Origin of the sequence: Rhizosphaericola mali, assembly GCF_004337365.2 — a bacterium.
GTDB classification, from domain to species: Bacteria; Bacteroidota; Bacteroidia; order Chitinophagales; family Chitinophagaceae; genus Rhizosphaericola; species Rhizosphaericola mali.
This window is the reverse complement of sequence record NZ_CP044016.1, coordinates 2,645,320-2,669,210: the sequence shown is the minus strand read 5'-3', so window position 1 is coordinate 2,669,210 and position 23,891 is coordinate 2,645,320. Positions and strand designations below refer to the sequence as shown.

Here is a 23,891-nt window from a genome sequence, read left to right as displayed (position 1 = left end):
AAATTATTTTAAAAAAATAGGGCTAATTTGATTGCGAAAGTATCGCATTTGAATGAATTAAATAAAAAAACTACCATTCATTAATGTGTATGCCCACACAAGATATGGTGGCCCATTTTATCCCTTTTTGTTTCTAAATATTTCTGGTCGTATTCATTCGGAGCGATTTCAATAGGCACGGTTTCAACAATTTCAATACCATAACCATTTAAACCTGCTCTCTTTTTAGGATTGTTACTCATAAGACGAAGTTTGGTTGCACCAAGATATCTCAAAATCTGAGCACCGACACCATAATCTCTTTCATCTGCAGCAAATCCCAATGCAAGATTGGCTTCTACTGTATCATAACCTTCCTCCTGTAATTTGTATGCTTTTAATTTATTGATTAGACCAATGCCTCGTCCTTCTTGATTCATATAAAGGATAATGCCTCGACCTTCCTTTTCCACCATTTGCATGGCTGCATGCAATTGATCTCCACAGTCACAACGAAGACTACCTAAAATATCGCCAGTGAAACAACTAGAATGTACTCTTGTAAGTACAGGTGCTCCGTCATTAATATCGCCTTTGATAAGTGCCAAATGTTCTGCTTTGTTATTCACTTCTTTGAAAGCCACTAACTGAAAGTGACCATAGGCTGTAGGCATATCTACGCGAACAAGCTCTTCAATTAAAGAATCATTTTGCAAACGATAAGCAATCAAATCTTTGATCGTAATAATCTTTAAATCAAATTTTTTCGCCAAAACTTCTAATTCGGGAAGACGAGCCATTGAACCATCTTCGTTCATAATTTCGACTAAAACACCAGCAGGTGGCATACCTGCCAATCTAGCTAAGTCTACAGCCGCCTCAGTATGACCTGATCTTCTTAATACGCCAGTTTCTTTTGCTCTTAATGGAAAAATATGTCCAGGACGACCTAAATCACTTGCTTTGATATTTGGATCAATTAAGGCTTTTATAGTTGCAGCTCTATCATGTGCGCTAATCCCAGTGGTACAACCATGTCCCAATAAGTCAATACTGACTGTAAATGGTGTAGCGTGTAGTGCCGTATTATTTGAAACCATCAATGGTAAATCTAAATGATCTGCAATTTCTTCAGAAACTGGTGCGCAAACCAATCCTCTACCTTCTTTGGTAATGAAATTAATAATTTCAGGTGTTACATTGGCAGCAGCTGTGATAAAATCACCTTCGTTCTCACGATCTTCATCATCTATTACTATAACTAATTTACCTTTTTTTATATCTTCTATTGCACTTTCTATACTATCTGTCATGATAAAAATTTAATGATGCAAAATTACGAAATGCTATCGTAATCTTCTTTTTTTAACATATGATACAAGTCAAATAATGCAGAACTATGACATTGTATTAATGAATACTTTTGAATATCCTATTCCATCTAGGACCGTGATCATAACTAAACCAAATTAAAGATGCACGACCTACAATATTTGTTTCTGGTACCATACCCCAATAGCGACTATCTTGGCTTCTGTGGCGATTGTCACCCATCATCCAATAGTAATTATATTTGAATGTATAGGTTGTCGCAGGTTTGCCATTGATGACAAATTGGCTGCCATGCTCTTCAAATGTATTATGTTCGTAAGTCGTAATCGCTCTTTGGTATAGTGCAAAATTCTCTGGAGTCAAAGTAATGGTTGCTCCTTTTTTAGGAATATACAATGGTCCGAAATTGTCTGGTGTCCATTTGTGAAATGTATCGTATGGGAATACGTCGTTGTCTTGGATTACCGGTTCAATTTTTACAAAATTCGGTTGTTTTTCTACTAAAGGAATGTCTTTTGCTCTCAAATAAATTTTGTATTGATTCGGATTTGAACCCTGCTCTAACTCAAGATTATCTGTATCTTCTTGATTGGTTCTAGTTCCAATAGATTTTAAAAATGCATCAGACAGCGGTGTCCCGTTGGTTGTAACAATATAATCTCTTTGTGCATCTTCTGGAACGAAAGCTGGTTGACCATTTATAAATAAATTTCCACCTATTAACTTTACGGTATCCCCTGGAATTGCCGTACATCTTTTAATGTAGTTATCCGTTTTATCCATTGGATGCACCCATATATTTCTTGTCTCTAACAAAGCTTCTCTATTGCCATTGTATTGTTCTCTTAAAACATCATAGTATGGCAACGCTGATCCATAACCTGGTTCGTTAATGATAGTATCTCCAATCGGTACGTTAAACACAACTACGTCATTACGTCTTAATTCGGAAGTTGCAGGAAATCTATAGTAGGGCAATTTTACCCATTTGATATAAGAAGGAGTTGTTTGTGAGCCTGGCATTAAATTATGTACGAATGGAAAACTTACTGGAGTTTCAGGTAATCTTGCTCCATAGCTCATCTTATTTACAAATAGAAAATCATTTATTAATAATGTTTTTTCCATACTTCCAGATGGAATAACATATGCCTCAAATATAAAAGTACGTATCAATGTGGCTGCAACTACAGCAAACACTGCTGCGTCCACCCATTCTCTCACCGCAGATTTTTTATACATGCCGACGACTTTTGCACCGCCCCATCTAATTTTATCATTGGTACCAACATAGGGTAGATACGCAAATGGGAAAAATACAGTAAGTATATGATCGATTAATGAAAATTTTCCAAAAGCCATGACAAATTGGATTCCTATCCAAATGGTAATAAATTGCCCTGCAAATGGGATCAATTGCAGCCAAAACCAAGTTTTTTTAAGGTCACATTTCTCAACGATTAACCATGTATTGTACAAAGGAATAAATGCTTTCCAAGGTGCAATACCCGCTTTTTTAAACATTGTATACCATCCAATTGGCCATCCAAGCAGCCATAAAATCAGAAATAACCAGCCCATTATAATTTTTTTAGAGTTCTCGCAAACCTACATATAAAATGCTAAATACTAACTTTCTGTAGGTGTTAATTGCATTGTTAAAAAAAATAAATCTACAAAATTTACAATATTTTTATATTTATTCTATTATTGTTAAAAAATTACTTTTAGTCTATGAAATTAAACTTTTGGAAAACATTCCTTATTTTCTTCTTGGTATTATTGTTATTTCAATTTAAAGGATTGGCTCAAAAGTACAATCATAATTTACCCAAAGATTCTTTGGTCGATGGTGCTGATCCTAGGTATATTTTGGATTATGGTAAAAAAATTGTTGGGCGTATTTATATACAGAAAAAAGTGAATAGTTTTTCGGCGAAAAATAGTGGATATGAAGATCTTAAATATGTTCCTAATAATGTACATGGTATTGGTTTAGGTGCGAGTTATAGATGGATCAGTTTAAGTTTGAGTGTTGCGAAATTGGGGTCAGAGGATCCCAATCGAGGCAAGTCACACATATTTGACTTGCAAAGTAATATTTATAAGAGAAAAATGGTTTACGACTTTATGATTCGTAATATAAAAGGATTTTATTTAAATAATGAAGGACAGGTTCCGGGTACCAATGGTTATTATGTCAATCCGGATATGCATACTTTTATGATAGGTGGTGCTGCGTGGCGTATTTTAAATGATCAAAAATTTTCCTATAGAGCCGTTATGACACAAAGTGAATGGCAACGTAAATCGGCTGGCTCTATATTAATTGGCTGGGAATTATATTATGGAAATATGAATGCAAATGGAAATGTTGTGCCTATTACGTTGTCAGCTGAGCATGATTACCCACAAAAAAATGTTACTAAAATTAATTATTTTAAGACAGGACCAGGCATTGGTTATGCATATAATTACGTTCTATGGCAAAATTTCTTCTTGTCTGGAGGCTTAACAGGTAATATGGATGTCGGTTTCACCAATGAACATCGTACAGATGGTAAAGATTCTAAACTTAGCTTTATGCCAAATGTTAATTTCAGAATTGGCGCTGGTTATAATACGAGAGATTGGAATATTAATTTCAATTATTTGCGTAATAATTTACCTATTAATGGTGCGTTAAATGATAGTAAATATAATCAGTTCGCGGGTAGTTATAGATTGTCATTTAATAGAAGATTTTCTATTGGTCATAAAACAAGAAAAGCATTAAGACCAATTGATCAAAGAATTAATAAAATAGATGATTTTGTGAATGGAAAGGATAAAAAAGGAAACCAAGATAAAAAATAATTATTAAGGGATTTTACTTCAATAAAACGAAAATACTATTTAGGATGTATTTTCGTTTTGTTTTTAATGTGTTTTGTGAAATCATTTATACGAATTACTCTTACTATATTTTGCATGTTTTTGTTCATTCTTAGAGCAATTGGGCAAGAGCATACAACTATTCGAATTGACTATAAAGACAAGCCACAGAAATTCCAAACTAAAGTTCTTCCGGTTGAAAAATCAGGAACGGATCATTTAAAACCCGTTAAAAAGTTCGTACAAAATACCTATACTCATTTTAATTTTTTATTTAATGCCAATACACGGTTGAGGCAAATATTGCAACAAGCAAAAGATAATTATCAAAATGATTATCAATCCTTATTGGATTATTACGATTATGATACGGCTCTAGTTGCCAAAAATCAATATTTAGATACTGTCATGGAAAAAGCCAATGGCGCATTAGTATTGCATGATCTTCGTAATGATTGGAATGATGAAGTGTATTTACTTTTGGGTAAAGCCTATTTTTATAAAGACAAATATGATACGGCGGCAATACATTTCCAATATTTAAACTATGCTTACGCCCCCAAAGATGATGGGTATGATATTCCGATTGGTAGTAATATTTCCAATAAAGAGCAAGAATTTACAGTTAGTAACCATGAGAAAAAGTCTATATTTAAACATGGATCACGTCGCAATATTGGCATGATCTGGATTGCGCGATCTTTGATAGCGGAAAAAGATTATGGCGTTGCCAATGGAATTTTACAAATACTAAGTTCGGATAAATATTTCCCCGAAAAATTACAACCTGAATTGAACGATTGTAAAGCATTCTTATACTATTCTACTCGTCATTATGATAGTGCCGCTTATTATATGCTGCATTCTCATAAAGTTGCAACATCTAATTTGGAAGATGCAAGAAGACATTTTTTGGAAGGGCAATTATGGGATTTAGCAGGGGAAAAAAAAGCGGCATCAGATGCATTTGAATATGCTTATAAGCATTCGCCAGATATGGTGATGGAGATATATTCTACCTTAAATGCAATCAATCTTCATGACTCTATTAATGACGAAGGCGCAGATCAATTACATCATCTAATTACGTTATCCAAGAAAGATAAATATAGGGAACAAAGAGATTTAATATTTTATTTATTAGCTATTCAAAACCTGAAAGTAAAAGATACCGCCGCTGCTGTTGAAAATTTGGAAAGTAGCCTATCTAATCGTAACTCGGAATTACAAAGGAGTAAAAGCTTTAAATTATTAGCTGATTTGTATGAATTGAAGCCTAATTATCGACATATGGCTCAATTATACGATAGTATTTCTTCCCCATTTTCAAATGATAATCAGGAGATGTTGACATTTGCGACGCGAAAAAATGGAACAGATGCATTACTTGTGCATTTAGATAAAGTTGCATATAATGATAGCATTATGCAATTAGCCGCATTGTCTGAAGCTGATCGTAATAAAATATTAAAGGCAAAAATACGAATGATTCGAAAAGCTTTAGGATTGAAGGACGATACAAACAGTTTTAATTTTACAAACAATAGTACGAGTTCTTCTACAAGTTTATTTGATAATAATTCTGGATCAGGTAGTTGGTATTTTAACAGCACTTCGATGCTATCGCAAGGTTACCAGAGGTTTGTAGCGCTTTATGGAACTCGTCCAAATGTAGATAATTGGAATCGATTGGCCGCCATTCAATTATCAGCTAATGTGCCAACTCCGAATGCAAGTGGTCAAATGGCGAATCTTGTGGATAGTAGTCAAATAGATCTGAAATATCTGCAAGATCAGTTGCCTTTGACTCAGGCGAAAAGAGATAGTGTACTTAATACATCGGCGGAAGCATATTTACATGCAGGAGAGATAATGCAAAATAGATTGGAAAATTATCCCGCAGCATTAGATTATTATGATAAAGCTATCAATCTGACTACAGACAAACAGATTAAAATAAATGCATATAAAAGGATGGTTGAAATTGCAACACTGAATCATGATAATTCATTGGTCTCCAATTTAAATGAGAAATTAAAACAAATAAACAACGGACAAGCATATCTTCCGAATAATAATAAAAATGATATTACAAAAAGCTTCAGTACAAGTGAGAAGAATGCAGCGACAAAGATGTATGCAGATGTCTATAATCTGTTAATTGAAGGTGAATTTAAAAAGTCAGAAGACCTAAAAAAGAGGGCTGATAGTATTTTTGGAACCTATTTTTGGACTCCGCAGCTTTTGTATATCGAAGCTATTTACAACGTGTCAGAAAGACAAGATTCTACTGCATTGAATCAATTAAATTTTATTATTGGAAAATTTGCGCAATCGCCAATTCATGAAAAGGCAGTTACCTTTAAAGATGTATTGTCTAGAAGAGGAGAAATAGAAGATTATTTGAAAAAATTGGATATCAAACCATTGGAAGATGAGGAGCTTAATTATATTCCTAATGGTAAAGACCAAACAATCATAACTGTAAATGAAAATGCTAAAAAAGTAGATCTCGATAGTTTAAAATCAACCATTACCAATCAAGCAAATGCTATTGTTAAATTAAAAGATGCGTCAATAGTAAAAGATACGACTAAAAATGAACGACATTATGTAATTGATTTATACAAACCTCAATACATTGTATTGATTTTGGATAAGGTTGCACAAGTATTTGCAAATGAATCTGTTAATGGTTTGAAACGATACAATGATCGGACCTTCGGTGGTGGAAAAATTAATTCTAAATTGGTAAAATTAAACGATCAATATCAATTGACATTGATTGGGCCATTTAACGAAGCTGGATCTGCATTGGAATATTTTGAAAAAATTAATCCGGTATTTGCAACACGTATTTTACCTTGGTTAGAAAAAGGAAAATATTCTTTTACAATGATTAGTGACGATAATTTGGAATTATTACAAGAAAAGAAAACATTGGATTTATATATTCAGACACTAAAGAAAATTTTGCCTACAAAATTCTAATGTATTGACAAATATTATTTGCTTATCCATTTTGTTTTATAGCTTTACACCTTAATTCAAAATGAATTGGTTCAATTTTAATTTATATGAACAAACCTGTAAATAAAGGAACTTCTAAAATAAAAAGGTCCGTTAAGATATTATGGACCGTGTTTTTCGCTGGAGTAGGAGTGGTAATAGTCCTTATTTTATTTGCCAATTTCGGTTTATTAGGTTCTATGCCTTCGATTGAAGAATTGCAAAATCCTTCTGCTTCTCAGGCGAGTCAAGTATTTGCCGACGATGGTTCCATTATGGGAAAATACTATTTGGAAGATCGTGTCAATGTCAATTATAAAGATATTAGCCCGTATGTTGTACAGGCGCTGGTAGCTACAGAAGATGAACGTTTTTACGAACATAGTGGTGTGGATGCAAAATCCTTATTGAGAGCTGTATCTTCTTTCGGTGGAGAAGGTGGCGCGAGTACAATTACCATGCAGACTGCCAAAAATTTATTTACGGAAAACTGGGGTACCAAAAATGTATTCCTCCGCATGTTGCAAAAGTTGAAAGAATGTGTGATCGCGGTAAAATTGGAGCGTAATTTTACCAAGGAAGAAATTTTGACTTTGTATCTCAATACGGTGGCTTTCGGAGATAACGTTTATGGTATCAGAAATGCTGCGCGAACATTTTTTCAAAAAGATCCAGATCGTCTTTCTGTTGCAGAATCTGCTGTTTTAATTGGAATGTTAAAAGCTTCTACTGCGTATAATCCACGATTGTATCCACAAAGAGCTTTGGTTCGTAGAAATACGGTGATTAATCAAATGGTGCGTAATCATTTTCTTTCTGATGCAGATGCCGATGAAATTAAAGCAACTTCCATTCAACTGAATTATGCCAAGTTAGATGAAACGACTGGTCTTGCGCCTTATTTTCGAATGGTATTGGGAGAAGAATTAAAAAATTGGTGTAAGACGCACCAAAAATCGGACGGTTCTAATTATAATTTGTACAAAGATGGTTTGAAAATATATACAACCATTAATCCTAGAATGCAATTGTATGCGGAAGATGCGGTTAATCAGCAATTGAGCTACATGCAAAAGAAGTTGAATAGTCAAGACAATATTCGCAATGGTAAGGTTTGGAATGGATTCCAAAATGTATTAGAAGCCGCGATGAAATCTTCTGACCGCTGGCGTCATATGGAAGATGAAGGCGCTAGTGAAGCCGATATCCGCAGATCCTTCAAAGAAAAAACGCAAATGACCATTTTTGCTTGGAATAAAGATCGTAGCACCGATACAGTGATGACGCCTTTGGATTCTATCAAATATTGTCGTCAAATGTTGCAGGCTGGTTTCATGGCGATGGATCCGATTAGCGGTGAAGTTAAAGCTTGGGTCGGAGGTATTGACTTTAAAACATTCAAATACGATCACGTTAACATCAATACAAAAAGACAAGTAGGTTCTACTATGAAACCGCTTTTGTATAGTATGGCGATTGAAAATGGTGGTTTTACGCCTAATACACCCGTAGAGGATGTGCAACAAGATTTCCCAGGATTTGGATTAGTTCCAAATACTACGCGTACTTGTAGTGGCGAAACCATGCCGATGTCAGAAGCGTTAGCGCGGTCTAAAAACTGTGCAACTGCGTACATCATGAAAAAAATGGGTGATGGTAATGTTGGTGCAACTAAGTTTGTTGATTTCTTAAAATTATGTGGTATTCGTAGCAATGTTCCCGCAGTTCCTTCTATTTCCTTGGGTAGTGCGGAAATATCCTTATATGAAATGCTGACAGCATATAGTATTTTCCCTGGTCATGGTTTTAATGTTAAACCGATGTATGTGACTAGAATTGAAGATAGAAATGGAAATACACTTTTGAATAATACTCCTCAAAGACGTCAAGTTATTAGTGATATTACGGCATATAATATGCAAACTATGATGCAAGGTGTGATGAAATATGGTACAGGTCGTCGCATGTGGAGTTATGATGTGGATGGTGAAATAGCGGGTAAGACTGGTACGACAAATGATAATAGCGATGCTTGGTTTATCGGTTATACGCCACAATTATTGTGTGGAGCTTGGGTAGGTTGTGATGATCGATTTATTCGTTTTGATAATACAGCAGATGGTGGTGGTTCCTCTTTGGCATTGCCGATTTGGGGTAAATTCTACAACAAAGTGGAACATGATAAACGTTTGGGTATTGATGACCGCGCAACTTTTGTTCGCCCAGATGCTTTACAAAATGATGTTATTTTCAATTGGATCAATGACAATTCTTCTGATGGGGATGATGAAACAAATGCAGATTCCACAGAAGTTACACCTGATAATGCGAATATTCAACCAGAAAGTAATACGGATGGTTTGGATGACGAAGATAGAACTCCATCAGGAAGTCCCGCTAAACCAGTGAATAAGCCGGTACAAGCGCCGAAAGCTATTTTGCCTAAAAAGGACTCTTCTTCAAGGAAAAATTAATGTAGAAAAATAGGAAAGAATTTCTTTCCTATTTTTTTGTTTTTATTTTCGACAAAATAATTACTTTTGTCGAATGGAAATATCTGTAAATACAGAAATGAGGGATAAAATTATCCTTGCATGTAAGAAAGTGTTTGAGAAAAAACACTTTTCAGATATTTCTATGGATGATTTTGCCAAAGCTACAAAGATGGGCAGAAGTTCGCTTTACTATTATTTTAAAAATAAATTTGAAGTATTCAAAGCGATTGCATTAATTGAGTGTATGGATGTAATGAAACATGCATTTGAAAAAACGTCTGCAAAAAATACTTTATCTGAAAATTTTATCATATTTTACAGTAACAAAATTAAGGCGTTAACTAAGTTGACAACCAATAGGTATCCTTATATTTTGGAAGACGTACAGACAATACCAGAATTATTTAGAGGCTTAATGGATGAGACAATGGCTTGCGAGAAGAAAACCATTTTGAGATTTTTAGATTGGGCAATTAGTTCCAAAGAAATTGCACATGTACAATTAGACGATTTAGAATTTTTAAGTTACGTGATTGTAAATACGTTCAAAGCTATAGAGTTTGAAATTTTTCTATATGGAAAAACTGAATTTTATGAAAATAGAATTGAGTGGACTTCCAAAATTTTAACCAAAGGATTAACCTAAAATTTTTTCATATATTTTCGACATTTTATCACTTTTTGTTTAATAAAAATAAACTATGAGTAATATTTCTAGATGTATTTACAGTTTTATAGCATCCAGCGTATTGTTATTTTCTGCTTGTAAAAGCAAAGAAGATAAGACGCCCACTTTGGCGCAGACGCCTATTAATGTCAATGTTATGACTATTGGCAATTCATTTTCCAGTGATAGTTCGGGGACGCAATATAGCAGTACCGTCGATGCGAATAAAACGATTAATTTGAGTTTTCAAGTATCGGGAACTGTATTGCGTATTCCAGTTGAGGTGGGGCAATATGTGCAAAAAGGACAGTTTTTAGCAGAAGTGGATCCCACCGCCTATCGTAGTCAGTATGAGGCGCAGATGGCGCAAGTGCGACTAGCAAAAGAAAACTATGATAGAGTTTTAACTGTATTTAATAAAGGAAGTATTGCTGAAATAAAAATGTTGAATGCAAAATCAGAATACGAACAAGCGAAAAATTCCGCAAATGCAACCTATCAAAATATAGTTCATACTAAATTATTTGCACCACAAAGCGGATATATCGGAGATAAGCAAATAGAAGTAGGTGCGACAGCAGGACCGGGTGTGCCTATAGTCAGTTTGTTTGATTTGGGAAAAGTGAGCATTCATGTTCCTGTTCCTGAAGCAGAAGTGAATAATTATAAAAATGGAGACAAGGCAACTGTCACTATTGGAGCACTTCAAAATAAAACTTTTGATGGAGTAGTTTCCAAAATTGCGGTAGTAAGTTCGCAATCGGCTCCTGTATATACTGTACAAGTGGATGTTGTCAATAGCTCGAAAGAACTAAAGCCTGGTATGAGTTGTAATGTGACTTTTCATACTATAAAAAGAAATGCGTCCGCTAGCAATACAAAAGTTACGATTCCTCAAGAAGCATTACAAATAGACGAATCAGGAAAAGATTTTGTTTATGTAACCAATTCAGATCAAAAAAATGCTGTTCGAAAATATGTAACTATAGGAGAACTTACCTCAAATGGGATTACGATTTTATCTGGGTTAAATGATGGTGATAATGTGATTATTTCGGGCTTTCATAAAATCACAGACAGTTCAAAGATTAATGTAGTACACTAAAAAAATCTATTTTATTATGGAGCATAAAAAAAGTAATATGATAGATTGGTGTTTACAGCACAAGGCTGTTCCATTATCTGTCGCATTTATATTAGTAATACTGGGCTTTTATGGATTAAGACATATGTCCAGAAATGAATTTCCCGAATTTACAATTCGTCAGGGTTTAGTTATCGGTTCTTATCCAGGAGCTTCTTCTAGTCAAGTCGAGGAACAATTGACCACTAAAGTAGAAAAATATTTATTTAGTTTTAATGAAGTAAATAAAGCTAAAACATATTCCTACTCTAGGGATGGGTTGATGTATATTTTCGTGGAAGTATCAGAACATATTAATGATGCAGATACTAAAATATTTTGGAATAAGTTGAAAAATGGACTGCTGGTTTATCAACAAACCTCTTTGCCTAAGGAGGTTCGAGGTATTATGGTAAATAGTGATTTTGGTGCTACTTCCGCTGTATTATTAGCTGTGCAGTCCAAAACTCGACCATATAAAGATTTGCAAAAACAGGTTGATGATATCGAAGATCGATTGAGGCAAATACCCGCTGTGGCAAAAATTTCTCATTCTGGAGATCAAGAGCAGCAAATTGGAATATATGTAGATAATAACAAATTGATTCAATACGGCGTATCAATTGGATCTTTGATGCAGGTTTTGAATAAGGAAGGTGCAATTGCGCCTGGTGGCGAGTTGAAAGGAAAAACGATAGATCGTCCAATCTACTTATCAACTTTTTATAAATCCGCGAGCGATTTACCCGAACAAATAATTAAAAGTGACAATCAAGGAAATGTCATTAAGTTGAAAGATGTTGCTACTATCAAACCTGAATACCCCAAACCAACAAGCTTTGTAACTACAAATGGAGTTAAAAGTATTGTTATTTCCATGGAAATGGTTCCAGGAAAAAACATAGTTGAATTTGGAGAAAAAGTAGACGAAAAATTAGATGCTATTAAAAAACAAATTCCTAGTGATATTATTCTAACGAAATTGGCAAATCAACCTGTCGTTGTTGATGAGTCGATATCGCATTTTATGAAGGAATTTGCGTTTGCATTGATTGGCGTTGTTATCGTTGCGATGTTGTTACTTCCATTTTCCATTGCGAGTGTGGCTGCTGCGACTATTCCTATTACGATTGCTTGTACTTTGGCAATTATGTATTTATTTGGGATAGAATTAGATACGGTTACTTTGGCTGCATTGATTGTAGTGTTAGGTATTGTAGTAGATGATCCGATTGTCGTCATAGATAATCATGTGGAGAAATTAGATGCCAAAATGAGTTTGAAAGATGCTGCAATTTCTAGTGCCAAAGAATTATTTCCCTCGGTATTTACTGCGACGCTAGCCATCTCTGCAACCTTTGCTCCGCTGATATTTTTCATGACAGGTACTGCAAGAGATTTTATTAGTACATTTCCTTTAGTGATCATCATTGCATTGACTTTATCCTTGATCATTTCTATGGTTATCGTTCCTTTTTTCAATACTAAATTCATCAAAAAAGGTTTACATAAAGAAGGCAAAAAGAAAAAAAGTTCATTGGATTATGTACAAGATTTTTTCAATAAACATATAAATAATGCCATTGAACATTGGGGCATTACTCTAGTCCTCGGAATCTTAGCAGTATTAGGTGGTTTATTTATGATGGCAAAATTACCTCAAATGCTTTTCCCTAAAGTGGAGAGAAACCAATTAGCTATTGAGATATATTTACCGAATGGTTATAGTTTGAATCAGACAGATAGTGTAGTGAAAAAGATGGAAACTATCATGTCAAAGGATAATCGAATAGAATCCTATGCAAGCTTTATTGGTACGAGTTCTCCAAGATTTCATACTCTATATGCGCCAAATCTTCCTGCAAAAAACTATGCTCAGATTCTTGTAAATACAACGTCGGAAGAAACGACAGAAGACGTTTTGGCGGATTATGAAAAAAATTATAGTAATCGCTATCCTGATGCATATATCAGAATGAAACAATTGACCATGGTCAATGCGCAGGCTCCTATTGAGATTCGATTATTTGGATATAATATAGATACTTTAAAAGCTTTTGGTGGTAAGATTTCTGCTATTGCAGACTCTATTCCTTATGTAACTTGGGTGCGAACAGACTATGAAAATTTATTGTCTAGTGTAGATTTGGATATAAAGAAAGATGATGCCTCTCGGATCGGTATTTCTAAAGAAGATATTTCTAATACGGTTGCGATGAATATGGAAGGTATCGATGCCACCACAGTATGGGATGGTGATTATTCTATCCCCGTAAAATTAAAAACTGCGAATACCGATAGTGCGCATTTGGGTAGTTTGTTAGATTTATCTGTGGTAAGTCAACAAACAAAAACAGTTGTTCCGCTTCGTATGGTGGCAAATTTAAAATCTACGTGGAATCAAGGACAGATTGCACATCGCAATGGGATGAAAACGCTTACTGTTAGAGTGGATATCAATAAAGATAAGGTTCCTGAAGATATATTGAAACAAATCCAAACTAGAATGAAAAATCTAGTGACGCCAAATGATGTTACTATTGGTTATGGCGGAGAACATGAGTTACAAGAAGAAAATATGGGGCCAATGGGCTTGTCTTTATTGATGAGTATCATTATTATTACGTTGATTCTTATTTGGCATTTTAAAAGTGTAAAGCATGCTATGTTAAGTATTACAACCATGCCATTAGCATTATTTGGAGCAAGTGGAGGACTATTGTTGATGGGATATCCTTTTGGATTTACTTCTTTTATTGGTCTATTAGCATTATGTGGTATCGTAGTTAGAAATGGCATTATACTCATAGATTTTGCAGATGAAATGCGATTTGTAGAAGGTATGTCGGTAAAGCAAGCTGCGATTCATTCTGCAGAAAGACGTATGCGTCCAATCTTTTTGACTTCTTCTGCGGCGGCGGTTGGCGTTATTCCGATGATAATTAGTCGCTCTACGCTTTGGGGACCATTAGGGACGGTAATTTGTTTTGGATTAATAGGTGCGATGATCTTCACACTATTTGTATTGCCGGTGCTTTATTGGTTATTTTTTAGAAAAGAAGAAGCGCAAAATGATGAAGCAAATTCTAATGCGGTATTGGTTTCAGAATAAAACTATAATAAAATGAAATTATTATTTTTAAATATATTTTTAGCGCTTGCAATTATTTCCCAAGCGCAAGTGCACACTATAGGATTGGAGGAAAGTAAAGATTCTGCATTGAATTATAGTTATGCAATAAAGAATAGTTTACTAAGTATTCAATCTGCAGAAGCTGGGAAAAAAGGAGCGGAGGCAAGTCAATTACCTAGTTTGTCTGGAAATGTTTTGGGTATGTATGGTTTCAAGAAGTTTGTAGATCCGATTCCTCTTTTTTTAGAGAAGGGAATTAATAACTTTTATTATGCTGGAGCAACTGCTATAGAACCCGTCTTTGTAGGTGGTAAAATTAGAACTGGAATAGCTTTGTCTAATTTGCAAATTGAAGTAGAGAAAACAAAATCCAAATTGTCCAAAGATTCGGTTGCTTTAATAACCGAACAAAAATATTGGCAAATAGTTACGTTGCAAGAACAACAAAAAACATTAAAAGCGAACGAACTGCTATTAGATGCAGTTTTAAAACAACAAAAAGATTTGCTTGCTTCTGGGTTGATAGCTAGAAATGACTTACTTAAAGTAAAAGTGAAAAAATCTCAGTTGATTTTAGATCAAAGTAAATTATCCAATGGACACAAATTGGCATTGTTTGATTTTAGTTTGTATTTGGGGATTGATTTTGATTCTTTATTAATTGCGAAAGATACGTTTGGAGTAGTGAATCGTCCAGAATCCGAATTTATTAATCCAGAAAATGCTTTAATGCAGAACAATAACTATGATTTGCTTAAAAAAAGCATGGATGCGCAACAATTACAAACGAAATATACAAAAGCGGATTATTTACCTTCCGTTGCGGTTGGTGTTTCCGCAGGTCAATTTGGGGTAATTGGAAATGGGCAAATTAGCAAATTTGTTCCTGTTGGTATTGGTTCAGTTTCGATTCCCATAAGTGCACTACTTTGGGGAAATGGCAAACAGAAAATGATACAGCAACACATTCAAGAAAATATTGTGAAAAACAATTTTGAGGATGGAATAAGACAAATTAAAACTGGAATCCTTAAATCTTGGTATGATGTACAAGATGCATATGAACAAATCAATCTGGCAAATGAAAGTTATACTTCGGCTTTGGAAAATATGAAAGTAAATCAAGACAATTATGCAAGTGGATTAGCCGGCATAACGGAAGTTTTGGACGCACAAGCTGCTTTTCAACAATCGTCAAGTGATCGAGTGTCTGCATTTGCAAATTATAGGGAAAAACTTGCAGAGTACAAATACATGGTTGGAATGATCTCAAAAAGCCAAAATGCAAATTAATAATATAATTAACAATTAATAATTGCGATACAACTAATTACGTATTTCGTAACAGAAAATATTGATAATCAATTATTTAAGAAAAATGTATCATTTTAAAATTCTCCTTTACATAAGGAGAATTTTAGTTTTTGTCAAAAAAGTGTAAAAAAAAAATAGTTTTTTTGAGCAAACAGGCGTTCGTTTTCATACATTTGTTTCGATTTTTCAACTTAATAATAGCATTATGACTTGGAAGCAAGTATTTACCTCATCAGTTGGAAGAAAATTAACGATGGGACTCACCGGCATATTTCTTATTTTGTTTTTGCTGGTTCACGCAGGATTAAACGCATGTATTTGGGTAAATGACGGAGGTGTAACTTTTAATAGAGCTGCACATTTTATGGGTGACAATATTGTCCCGAGAATCTTAGAGATAGGATTGTTCTTGTTTTTATTTCTTCACATCATTCAAGGTTTAATGCTGGAAGCTTCTAATAGAGGCAAAAGAGGCGTTGCTTACAATGTTGCTTATGGTAATAGAGGTAGCAAATGGTATAGCCGTAGCATGGCTATTTTAGGTACATTAGTTTTGTTGTTTTTGATTTTACACTGGTATGATTTCTTCATTCCTTCTCGTTTTGGAGGTATGCCAGAAACGCAAATAACGACTAAAAATGGAACTGTATTAGAAGTACATGATGTATTTACAAAAATGAAAGAAACATTTTCCCAATTGTGGGTAGTTGTAGCTTACATTATTGGATGTTTAGCTTTGGCTTATCATTTGGCACATGGGTTTTCAAGTGCATTTAGAAGTGTAGGTGTTTTCAATAAAAAATACAACAAATTTTTATTGTGCTTAGGATATACTTATTCTGTAATCATCCCATTAGCATTTGCAATGATGCCAATAAGCATACATTTTGGATGGATTCAATAAATTGTAAATAATTGATAAGAACCTTTCAAACGATGGTTCATTTCATTTTCAAAAAAATTTGATATCATGGCTGAAAAGAATATATTAGATAATAAGATACCAGAAGGTCCATTAGATCAAAAATGGACAAATTATAAAGGACATTGTAAACTTGTTAACCCTTCCAATAAACGTAAATTAGAAGTTATCGTTGTAGGTACTGGACTTGCTGGTGCAAGTGCGGCTGCTACTTTGGGAGAATTGGGATATAAGGTAAAAGCATTTTGTTACCAAGATTCACCTCGTAGAGCGCACTCAATTGCGGCGCAAGGTGGTATCAATGCGGCAAAAAATTATCAAAATGATGGAGACTCCGTCTTCCGTCTTTTCTATGATACGATTAAAGGTGGTGATTATCGTGCACGTGAAGCAAACGTTCACCGTTTGTCTGAAGTAAGTGGCAATATCATTGACCAATGTGTAGCTCAAGGTGTTCCTTTCGCTCGTGAATATGGTGGTTTGTTAAGTAACCGTTCTTTTGGTGGTGTACAAGTACAACGTACTTTTTATGCTGCTGGACAAACAGGACAACAGTTGCTTTTAGGTGCTTATAGTGCATTAGAAAGGCAAGTGGCGTTAGGTACCGTTACTATTTATAATCGCCACGAAATGGAAGAAGTGGTTGTAATTGATGGTAAAGCACGTGGTATTATAGCACGTAACTTGGTTACTGGTGAGATTGAAAGACATTTTGGACATGCTGTATTGCTTTGTACTGGTGGATATGGAAACGTATTTTTCCTTTCTACAAATGCGATGGGTAGTAATGTAACTGCTGCATGGAAAGCGCATAGAAAAGGAGCTTATTTCGCTAATCCTTGTTTTACACAGATTCACCCAACATGTATTCCTGTTTCTGGTGAAAATCAATCCAAATTGACATTGATGTCAGAGTCCTTGCGTAATGATGGACGTATTTGGGTACCGAAACAAAAAAATGATACACGTAAAGGAAACGATATTCCTGAAGACGAAAGAGATTATTATTTAGAAAGAAGATATCCTGCATTTGGTAACTTAGTACCTCGTGACGTTGCCTCTCGTGCGGCGAAAGAAAGATGTGATGCCGGTTATGGTGTAGGTACATCCAAACAATCCGTTTACTTGGATTTTGCGGAAGCGATAGTTCGTTATGGTAAGATTGAATGTGGTAAACATGGTATTACTGATCCAAGCGCGGCGGTTATACAACAACATGGTTTGGATGTGGTAAAAGAAAAATATGGTAACCTTTTCGATATGTATGCGAAAATTACAGGTGAAGATCCATATTTAACACCAATGCGTATTTTCCCTGCAGTTCACTATACAATGGGTGGGCTTTGGGTAGATTATGAATTGAAAACTACGATTGATGGTTTGTATGCCTTAGGTGAATGTAATTTCTCTGATCACGGAGCTAACCGTTTGGGTGCATCTGCTTTGATGCAAGGTTTATCTGATGGTTATTTTGTTATTCCTTATACATTGGGTAACTATTTAGCAGATGAGATTTACAATCAACCTATTCCAACTACACATCCTGAATTTGACAAAGCGGAAAAAGAAGTAAAAGATCGTATCTCAAAATTGCTAAATGTAAAAGGTACTGAAACTGTTGATAGCTTACATAGACGTTTGGGTAAAATCATGTGGGATAAATGTGGTATGGCTAGAACCGCAGAAGGTTTGACTGAAGCAATTAACGAAATCGCACAATTACGTAAAGAATTCTGGGAAAAAGTAAAAATTCCTGGTTCCGATAAAGAATTGAATCCAGAATTGGAAAAAGCGGGTCGTGTAATTGACTTTATCGAATTAGGCGAATTGATGTGTAAAGATGCATTAGATCGTGCGGAAAGTTGTGGTGGTCATTTCCGTGAAGAGTCTCAAACTCCAGATGGGGAAGCGTTACGTCATGATGATCAATTTATGTACGTTTCTGCATGGGAATTTACAGGTGAAAATCCAAATGGTCTTTTGGGTGAAGAATTACACAAAGATCAATTGGTATATGAAGTAATCAAACCTACAACTCGTAATTACAAATAGTAGTTACTTAATAGAAAATAATTTTTTATAAATAATTGAACTGAGTAAGCGATGGAACATTATAATATGAATTTGACGCTAAAAGTATGGCGTCAAGCCAATAGCGAAGCACAAGGCAATTTCGAAATATTTAGCGTTGCAAACATTTCATCAGAAATGTCCTTTTTGGAAATGTTTGACGTTTTGAACGAACAACTAGTAGAAGAAGGAAAAGAGCCAATTGCATTTGATCACGATTGTCGCGAAGGTATTTGCGGTATGTGTTCTATGTATATCAATGGTAAACCTCATGGTCCTTGGCAACAAAATACAACTTGCCAATTGCACATGAGAGCATTCAAAGATGGTGATACAATAGTTGTAGAACCTTGGAGAGCAAAAGCATTTCCTGTAATCAAAGATTTGATTGTAGATAGAGGTGCTTTTGATAGAATTATTGAAGCTGGTGGATATGTTTCCATAAATACCGGAAACCCTCAAGATGCGAATAATATTCCTATTGAAAAGAAAAAAGCAGATGAAGCATTTGCCGCTGCCGCTTGTATAGGTTGTGGAGCTTGTGTTGCTGCTTGTAAAAATAGCTCTGCGTTGTTATTTGTTGGTGCTAAAGTGTCACAATTGGCATTGTTGCCTCAAGGTGAGCCTGAAAGAAAGTCACGTGTATTTGACATGTTGACGCAAATGGACAAAGAAGGTTTTGGCGCTTGTACCTCTACTGGTGCATGTGAAGCAACTTGCCCAAAAGGTATTTCTATCGCCAATATTGCTCGTTTGAATCATGAATATATTAGAGCTGCAGTTTTAGATGACACAGTTCATTAGTATTTAAATATATAATTGAGATAAAAAATAAGGTTGCAAAATTTGCAACCTTATTTTTTATCTATAAAATTAATTATTTCAAAATTTTATAGAGATGTTCTTCTATAAACGGTGTCCACCACAATTTGTAACCAGCCTTATATGGATGAATGAGATCATTCGCCATATATAATTTCAAGCGATCAGATGAAATATTATTAAATTTCTTATCATTATAAAGATCAATAATATAAATATTATCTTTTTTTTGTATTTTATATAATTCCTTAATTAATACTTCATAATTTTTATCCTTAAAATAGGAATTTGTATAAAAAAATAAAGGACAATTCCATGTCTTTTTAACATAGGAAATAATATATTGAATCGCACCTAAAGTCGTATTTGTGTCGTAATCAGAAGTGTCTTTTGTATTACTAATTAAACCCAATTTGGTAAGTCCATTAAAATGTGTATCATTCGTTGAAAGCTGACATATGAAAGCGTCTACCTTTAATTGTATTGGTAATTTTTGTAGTCTTTTAATATAAGATTCATTTCCGTTGTCCATTAATGTTGTTCCAGACACAGCATCTTTAATACAAGTACAATTGTCACGTTTTCTAATAAAATCTACGAAAGACTCCTTTTCGGATGCAGCACCGAGCGTTACAGAAGAACCTAAGAATATAAGTGATTTTCCAGATAATGGGCTATTGGGAAGTACTTTGGTTTGAGCTACACTATATTTTGATGCATTTCCAGGTTTTTCAATATCTGATTTGTAAGACAGTAACAGCAAACAAGCTGATAAAATACTGCCTAATACTAAATAATGCTTTTTACAACTATATTTTGTTTTCATGTGTGGAAATCAATTAAAATATGAATTATATAAAATTAAACTTTTAATTGAATATCTATTGGCATAGTAATTGATAATGATTATTAAGTAGTCAATTTTCTCATAAGCAGTTAGTTTTAGTTTGCGGCTCCGATTTCCATCGGAGCTTATTTTTTAGTGTATTAAGGATGAAAAGGGCACTTTTTTTAATACACAACCACTTCCTATCACAACGATTTCTTTTTTAGATAGAAGACTATTTATTTCAATTTTGCTCAATTTTATTTGGCGTTCATTAGCAATATGATAACCAATGTATTTGACGATTGTATTATCTGAATTGACAAGGATATGTACTTGCTGGTTACTTGCTTTTGATCTCAAATATTCGCATAATTGGTAATACGCGGAAGATTGTGCCGCAAATCCAATCGTCGGAGTCATATCAATTCGTTGTAAAGTTCTTCCTTTTTGGATACAACTGTCAAATTGATGATTAGATAATTGTGCATTAATATTCACTACGATAATAATAGAAATTAATAAAAATGGTATTTTCATATAGAAAAGACGACGCGATTAACAAAAAGTTGTAATAAAACTTAATTGTCACTAATATTAGAGTTGATTGTTTGGCTTCCAATTAATTGGTCATATCTGCCACCAAGTTCTCGGAAATACACTAAAATTGTATAATTATTTTCAGTCTGCCAATAGCTACCTTCTGTAAATTCAAAAGAGGTCTCAGATTGTGGATTATTTATAGGTTTGGTTACATACATATAAGTGTAATAACCTTGTTTGAGCAATTGATTGGTTTCGTAGTATCCGCTATCTGCATTGTATCTCAATTGAGAATTGATATCACAATTATAGTTGTTGAATTGTCCTACGATGTATACGTTTAAATCTGGAAACGCGGTTTTGTCATAATTTTCATATTTAAAATGTACATTTCCATAGTCGCCTTGAGTCGAAGCAGTAATCTGCTCAGCTGCTTTGATACTATAAAATCCATCATAGTCTTCATAAGGTAAATATTGAGTCTTGTTACGTTGCATATCTGTAACGGCCTCTACATAGAATGGAACAGAATTTCTATCAATGCTTCTCACTCGATCACTATAAAATCGAAAACTAGAATTATCAATCCATCTATATTCCTTCCCAGCAGGAAAGGTAAAGTCTCTTTCACCATTATATTCATATTGACTACCACGCATAAACGCCGGTTGCATCCCTTTCACACAATTATCCCAACGATAATTTTGTAGAACTACAACTTTGATTTGCTGTTGGGGATTAGATATTTGTAATGCAGAATTATCTACTGTAAATTGTACCTTTTGATGTGTGTACATTTTCTTTGTGTCAAAGGGTTGTTGGATTTGAGCGGTAATGTTTACTTTATTATCTGTAACTAAAAATCTTTTTGAAAATGCTAAATTACTAGTATCTCCGTCCAAAAATACTTTGAAAATGTAATTGCCACTTTTCGTAGGCATACAATTTGAAGCAGGAAATGTGAACATATAATGGACATATTGCTGCATAGCAATGGAGGAAAATTGATAATTCAATATTCTGTTTTGGACAAAACCACTGATATAATCAAATGTGCTCAAATTTACAGGTTGCCAATCGGCATCACATAATTGAAATGAATAACTATAATTTTTAACACGTAAATCAAAATCATCAAAATCTACTTCTAATCCATTTGTGGCGCCTAATGCGATGATTGGATAAGTCATTTGATTCCCATTTTGAAAAAATTGGGGTGTATGTATGTTGATTTGTCGTATTTCATCTTGTCCAAATACAATATTGGAAAAAAGCATGATGGTTAGCATGGTAGAAGCGATAACGCCGATTATTTTTTGCATAAAACGAATGTCTAAATATTTTATTTACAGTAAACGAAAAAACGACAATTTTCGCTTATAATAAGCAAATTAATTATCAAAGTTATCGGGCAAGGAGAGTGGCGTACCATCCAAAATTTGTTGAGATATATCTTTAGGTAATTCTTGTACTTCCTTCAATTTGCGTTCTATCGCACGACTTCTGATACCTGCAGAATCAATTACATTGGTAGCTTCTAATAATTTCTTTTTCGTTTTTTCCAAAATACCACCGAAATTTCCAAATTCTGTTTTCACCGCTCCCAAAATTTCCCAAACTTCACTAGAGCGTTTTTCAATTGCTAATGTTTTGAATCCCATTTGCAAACTCGACAAAAATGCGACTAAATTAGTAGGACCGACAACCGTAATTTTATAATTGCGTTGTAGTAATTCAAACAAACCATTTCTACGTAAAATCTCCGCGTACAAACCTTCCGTGGGTACGAACATTATGGCAAAATCGGTGCTGTAAGGCGGAAATATGTATTTCTCTTTAATATCTTTCGCAGACTTTTTGACTGCATTTTCAAATTGTTTGGAGGCAATTTCAAATTCAATTGTATTTTCTCGATGATCATAAGCATCCAATAGGCGTTGATAATCTTCGTTGGGAAATTTTGAGTCAATGGGAAGCAAAACTGCCTCATCCAAAGATTTTCCAGGAAGTTTAATGGCAAATTCCACTCGTTCAGAAGTATTGGGACGAATCATAGTATTTTGTAAATATTGTTCTGGAGATAAAACTTGTTCGAGTATATTTCCCAATTGTATTTCGCCGAGATTACCGCGCGTTTTCACATTCGTCAATACTTTTTTCAAATCACCTACGCCAGATGCAAGCGTCTGCATTTCGCCCAATCCTTTATGTACTTGTTCGAGTCGATCACTGATTAATTTGAAAGATTGGTCAAAACGCTTTTCGATGGACGCTTCTAATTTTTCGTCTACGGTTTTACGCATTTCTTCCAATTTTTGATGATTGTCATATTGTAATTGACGTAATTTTTCTTCAACTGTTAATCTGATGTCATTCAAGTTTTTATTGATGTTATTTTCAAATTTTTCCAATCTCAAAATATGATCTTCTGATTGTTGTTTTTGTGTTGTATTGAGATGATGGATTTGTTTGATTAATTCATTTCCCAATAATTGAAATGAATTTTGAATATCCTTTTTAAATCCCAAAATGGATTTTTGATTTTCTTCCCTATTTATCCCAAAATCTTTACGCGTTGAATCTTCTAAATGACTGATTTGCTGATCCAATTTGATAAAATTTTCTTTTTCACCACTCGATTTTTGTGTAAATAATTTATACAAAATCACTAATTGAAAAAATAGAAGTATCGCTAAGCCAATTATTATCATTTTGTGTAAATTTTATACTAACAAAATTAGTATTTATTGCGATAATATTTAGTAAAATGAAAAAAGAACAT

The 23,891-nt window shown here is 34.1% G+C and carries 16 protein-coding genes; 10 read left to right on the top strand and 6 right to left on the bottom strand.

Features of this window, described 5'->3' with window-relative positions; all coding sequences use genetic code 11:
- Positions 1 to 80 precede the first annotated feature (80 nt).
- Together E0W69_RS11445 and E0W69_RS11440 are read right to left on the bottom strand one after the other, a co-directional pair.
- Complete coding sequence (locus tag E0W69_RS11445; RefSeq protein WP_131330195.1) at positions 81 to 1,292, bottom strand: bifunctional 3,4-dihydroxy-2-butanone-4-phosphate synthase/GTP cyclohydrolase II; 1,212 nt, start codon at positions 1,290 to 1,292, stop codon at positions 81 to 83.
- A gap of 97 nt (positions 1,293 to 1,389) precedes the next feature.
- Positions 1,390 to 2,892 carry a S26 family signal peptidase gene (locus E0W69_RS11440; RefSeq protein WP_131330194.1) on the bottom strand — a complete coding sequence of 501 codons (1,503 nt, stop codon included), beginning with the start codon at positions 2,890 to 2,892 and terminating at the stop codon, positions 1,390 to 1,392.
- Between the two features lie 153 nt (positions 2,893 to 3,045).
- Here E0W69_RS11440 and E0W69_RS11435 point away from each other — a divergent pair, with 153 nt between their 5' ends.
- The 10 genes from E0W69_RS11435 (at position 3,046) to E0W69_RS11390 (ending at position 19,722) form a co-directional block, all read left to right on the top strand.
- On the top strand, positions 3,046 to 4,167 hold the full coding sequence (locus E0W69_RS11435) for a DUF4421 family protein (RefSeq protein ID WP_131330193.1): 1,122 nt from the start codon (positions 3,046 to 3,048) through the stop codon (positions 4,165 to 4,167).
- A 114-nt stretch (positions 4,168 to 4,281) separates the two neighbouring features.
- Positions 4,282 to 7,176 carry a hypothetical protein gene (locus E0W69_RS11430; protein ID WP_131330192.1) on the top strand — a complete coding sequence of 965 codons (2,895 nt, stop codon included), beginning with the start codon at positions 4,282 to 4,284 and terminating at the stop codon, positions 7,174 to 7,176.
- Positions 7,177 to 7,262: 86 nt separating this feature from the next.
- Positions 7,263 to 9,668, top strand: a complete 2,406-nt coding sequence (locus tag E0W69_RS11425) for a penicillin-binding protein 1A (RefSeq protein ID WP_225321240.1) — start codon at positions 7,263 to 7,265, stop codon at positions 9,666 to 9,668.
- Positions 9,669 to 9,741: 73 nt separating this feature from the next.
- The gene (locus tag E0W69_RS11420; RefSeq protein ID WP_131330191.1) at positions 9,742 to 10,335 is read left to right on the top strand and encodes a TetR/AcrR family transcriptional regulator; all 594 of its coding nucleotides are present in this window, start codon (positions 9,742 to 9,744) and stop codon (positions 10,333 to 10,335) included.
- A 55-nt stretch (positions 10,336 to 10,390) separates the two neighbouring features.
- Positions 10,391 to 11,461: an efflux RND transporter periplasmic adaptor subunit gene (locus E0W69_RS11415; protein ID WP_131330190.1), complete on the top strand. Its 1,071-nt coding sequence runs from the start codon at positions 10,391 to 10,393 to the stop codon at positions 11,459 to 11,461.
- A 16-nt stretch (positions 11,462 to 11,477) separates the two neighbouring features.
- Positions 11,478 to 14,591 carry an efflux RND transporter permease subunit gene (locus tag E0W69_RS11410; RefSeq protein WP_131330189.1) on the top strand — a complete coding sequence of 1,038 codons (3,114 nt, stop codon included), beginning with the start codon at positions 11,478 to 11,480 and terminating at the stop codon, positions 14,589 to 14,591.
- A gap of 12 nt (positions 14,592 to 14,603) precedes the next feature.
- Positions 14,604 to 15,905: a TolC family protein gene (locus E0W69_RS11405; RefSeq protein WP_131330188.1), complete on the top strand. Its 1,302-nt coding sequence runs from the start codon at positions 14,604 to 14,606 to the stop codon at positions 15,903 to 15,905.
- 226 nt (positions 15,906 to 16,131) lie between these two features.
- A complete protein-coding gene (locus tag E0W69_RS11400) occupies positions 16,132 to 16,830 on the top strand; it encodes a succinate dehydrogenase cytochrome b subunit (protein WP_131330187.1) in 699 nt (232 codons plus the stop codon).
- Between the two features lie 66 nt (positions 16,831 to 16,896).
- A complete protein-coding gene (locus E0W69_RS11395; RefSeq protein WP_131330186.1) occupies positions 16,897 to 18,900 on the top strand; it encodes a fumarate reductase/succinate dehydrogenase flavoprotein subunit in 2,004 nt (667 codons plus the stop codon).
- Between the two features lie 51 nt (positions 18,901 to 18,951).
- A complete protein-coding gene (locus E0W69_RS11390) occupies positions 18,952 to 19,722 on the top strand; it encodes a succinate dehydrogenase/fumarate reductase iron-sulfur subunit (RefSeq protein ID WP_131330185.1) in 771 nt (256 codons plus the stop codon).
- A 73-nt stretch (positions 19,723 to 19,795) separates the two neighbouring features.
- On the opposite strand, the gene E0W69_RS11385 is transcribed toward E0W69_RS11390, so the two are convergent.
- From E0W69_RS11385 to E0W69_RS11370, 4 genes are all read right to left on the bottom strand, one after another.
- A complete protein-coding gene (locus E0W69_RS11385; protein ID WP_131330184.1) occupies positions 19,796 to 20,566 on the bottom strand; it encodes an SGNH/GDSL hydrolase family protein in 771 nt (256 codons plus the stop codon).
- Between the two features lie 153 nt (positions 20,567 to 20,719).
- A complete protein-coding gene (locus E0W69_RS11380; protein WP_131330183.1) occupies positions 20,720 to 21,106 on the bottom strand; it encodes a hypothetical protein in 387 nt (128 codons plus the stop codon).
- A 41-nt stretch (positions 21,107 to 21,147) separates the two neighbouring features.
- Entirely contained in the window at positions 21,148 to 22,431 is a 1,284-nt protein-coding gene (locus E0W69_RS11375; protein ID WP_131330182.1) for a type IX secretion system plug protein, read from the bottom strand.
- A 69-nt stretch (positions 22,432 to 22,500) separates the two neighbouring features.
- Entirely contained in the window at positions 22,501 to 23,820 is a 1,320-nt protein-coding gene (locus E0W69_RS11370) for a DNA recombination protein RmuC (RefSeq protein ID WP_131330181.1), read from the bottom strand.
- Positions 23,821 to 23,891: the final 71 nt, after the last annotated feature.

Bases quoted from the DNA above. Each gene is read 5' to 3' on its own strand.
- E0W69_RS11440 (WP_131330194.1), bottom strand. From the start codon at position 2,892: ATGGGCTGGTTATTTCTGATTTTATGGCTGCTTGGATGGCCAATTGGA.
- E0W69_RS11385 (WP_131330184.1), bottom strand. From the start codon at position 20,566: ATGAAAACAAAATATAGTTGTAAAAAGCATTATTTAGTATTAGGCAGT.
- E0W69_RS11420 (WP_131330191.1), top strand. From the start codon at position 9,742: ATGGAAATATCTGTAAATACAGAAATGAGGGATAAAATTATCCTTGCA.
- E0W69_RS11445 (WP_131330195.1), bottom strand. From the start codon at position 1,292: ATGACAGATAGTATAGAAAGTGCAATAGAAGATATAAAAAAAGGTAAA.
- E0W69_RS11390 (WP_131330185.1), top strand. From the start codon at position 18,952: ATGGAACATTATAATATGAATTTGACGCTAAAAGTATGGCGTCAAGCC.
- E0W69_RS11405 (WP_131330188.1), top strand. From the start codon at position 14,604: ATGAAATTATTATTTTTAAATATATTTTTAGCGCTTGCAATTATTTCC.
- E0W69_RS11395 (WP_131330186.1), top strand. From the start codon at position 16,897: ATGGCTGAAAAGAATATATTAGATAATAAGATACCAGAAGGTCCATTA.
- E0W69_RS11375 (WP_131330182.1), bottom strand. From the start codon at position 22,431: ATGCAAAAAATAATCGGCGTTATCGCTTCTACCATGCTAACCATCATG.
- E0W69_RS11435 (WP_131330193.1), top strand. From the start codon at position 3,046: ATGAAATTAAACTTTTGGAAAACATTCCTTATTTTCTTCTTGGTATTA.
- E0W69_RS11410 (WP_131330189.1), top strand. From the start codon at position 11,478: ATGGAGCATAAAAAAAGTAATATGATAGATTGGTGTTTACAGCACAAG.
- E0W69_RS11400 (WP_131330187.1), top strand. From the start codon at position 16,132: ATGACTTGGAAGCAAGTATTTACCTCATCAGTTGGAAGAAAATTAACG.
- E0W69_RS11415 (WP_131330190.1), top strand. From the start codon at position 10,391: ATGAGTAATATTTCTAGATGTATTTACAGTTTTATAGCATCCAGCGTA.
- E0W69_RS11430 (WP_131330192.1), top strand. From the start codon at position 4,282: ATGTTTTTGTTCATTCTTAGAGCAATTGGGCAAGAGCATACAACTATT.
- E0W69_RS11380 (WP_131330183.1), bottom strand. From the start codon at position 21,106: ATGAAAATACCATTTTTATTAATTTCTATTATTATCGTAGTGAATATT.
- E0W69_RS11425 (WP_225321240.1), top strand. From the start codon at position 7,263: ATGAACAAACCTGTAAATAAAGGAACTTCTAAAATAAAAAGGTCCGTT.
- E0W69_RS11370 (WP_131330181.1), bottom strand. From the start codon at position 23,820: ATGATAATAATTGGCTTAGCGATACTTCTATTTTTTCAATTAGTGATT.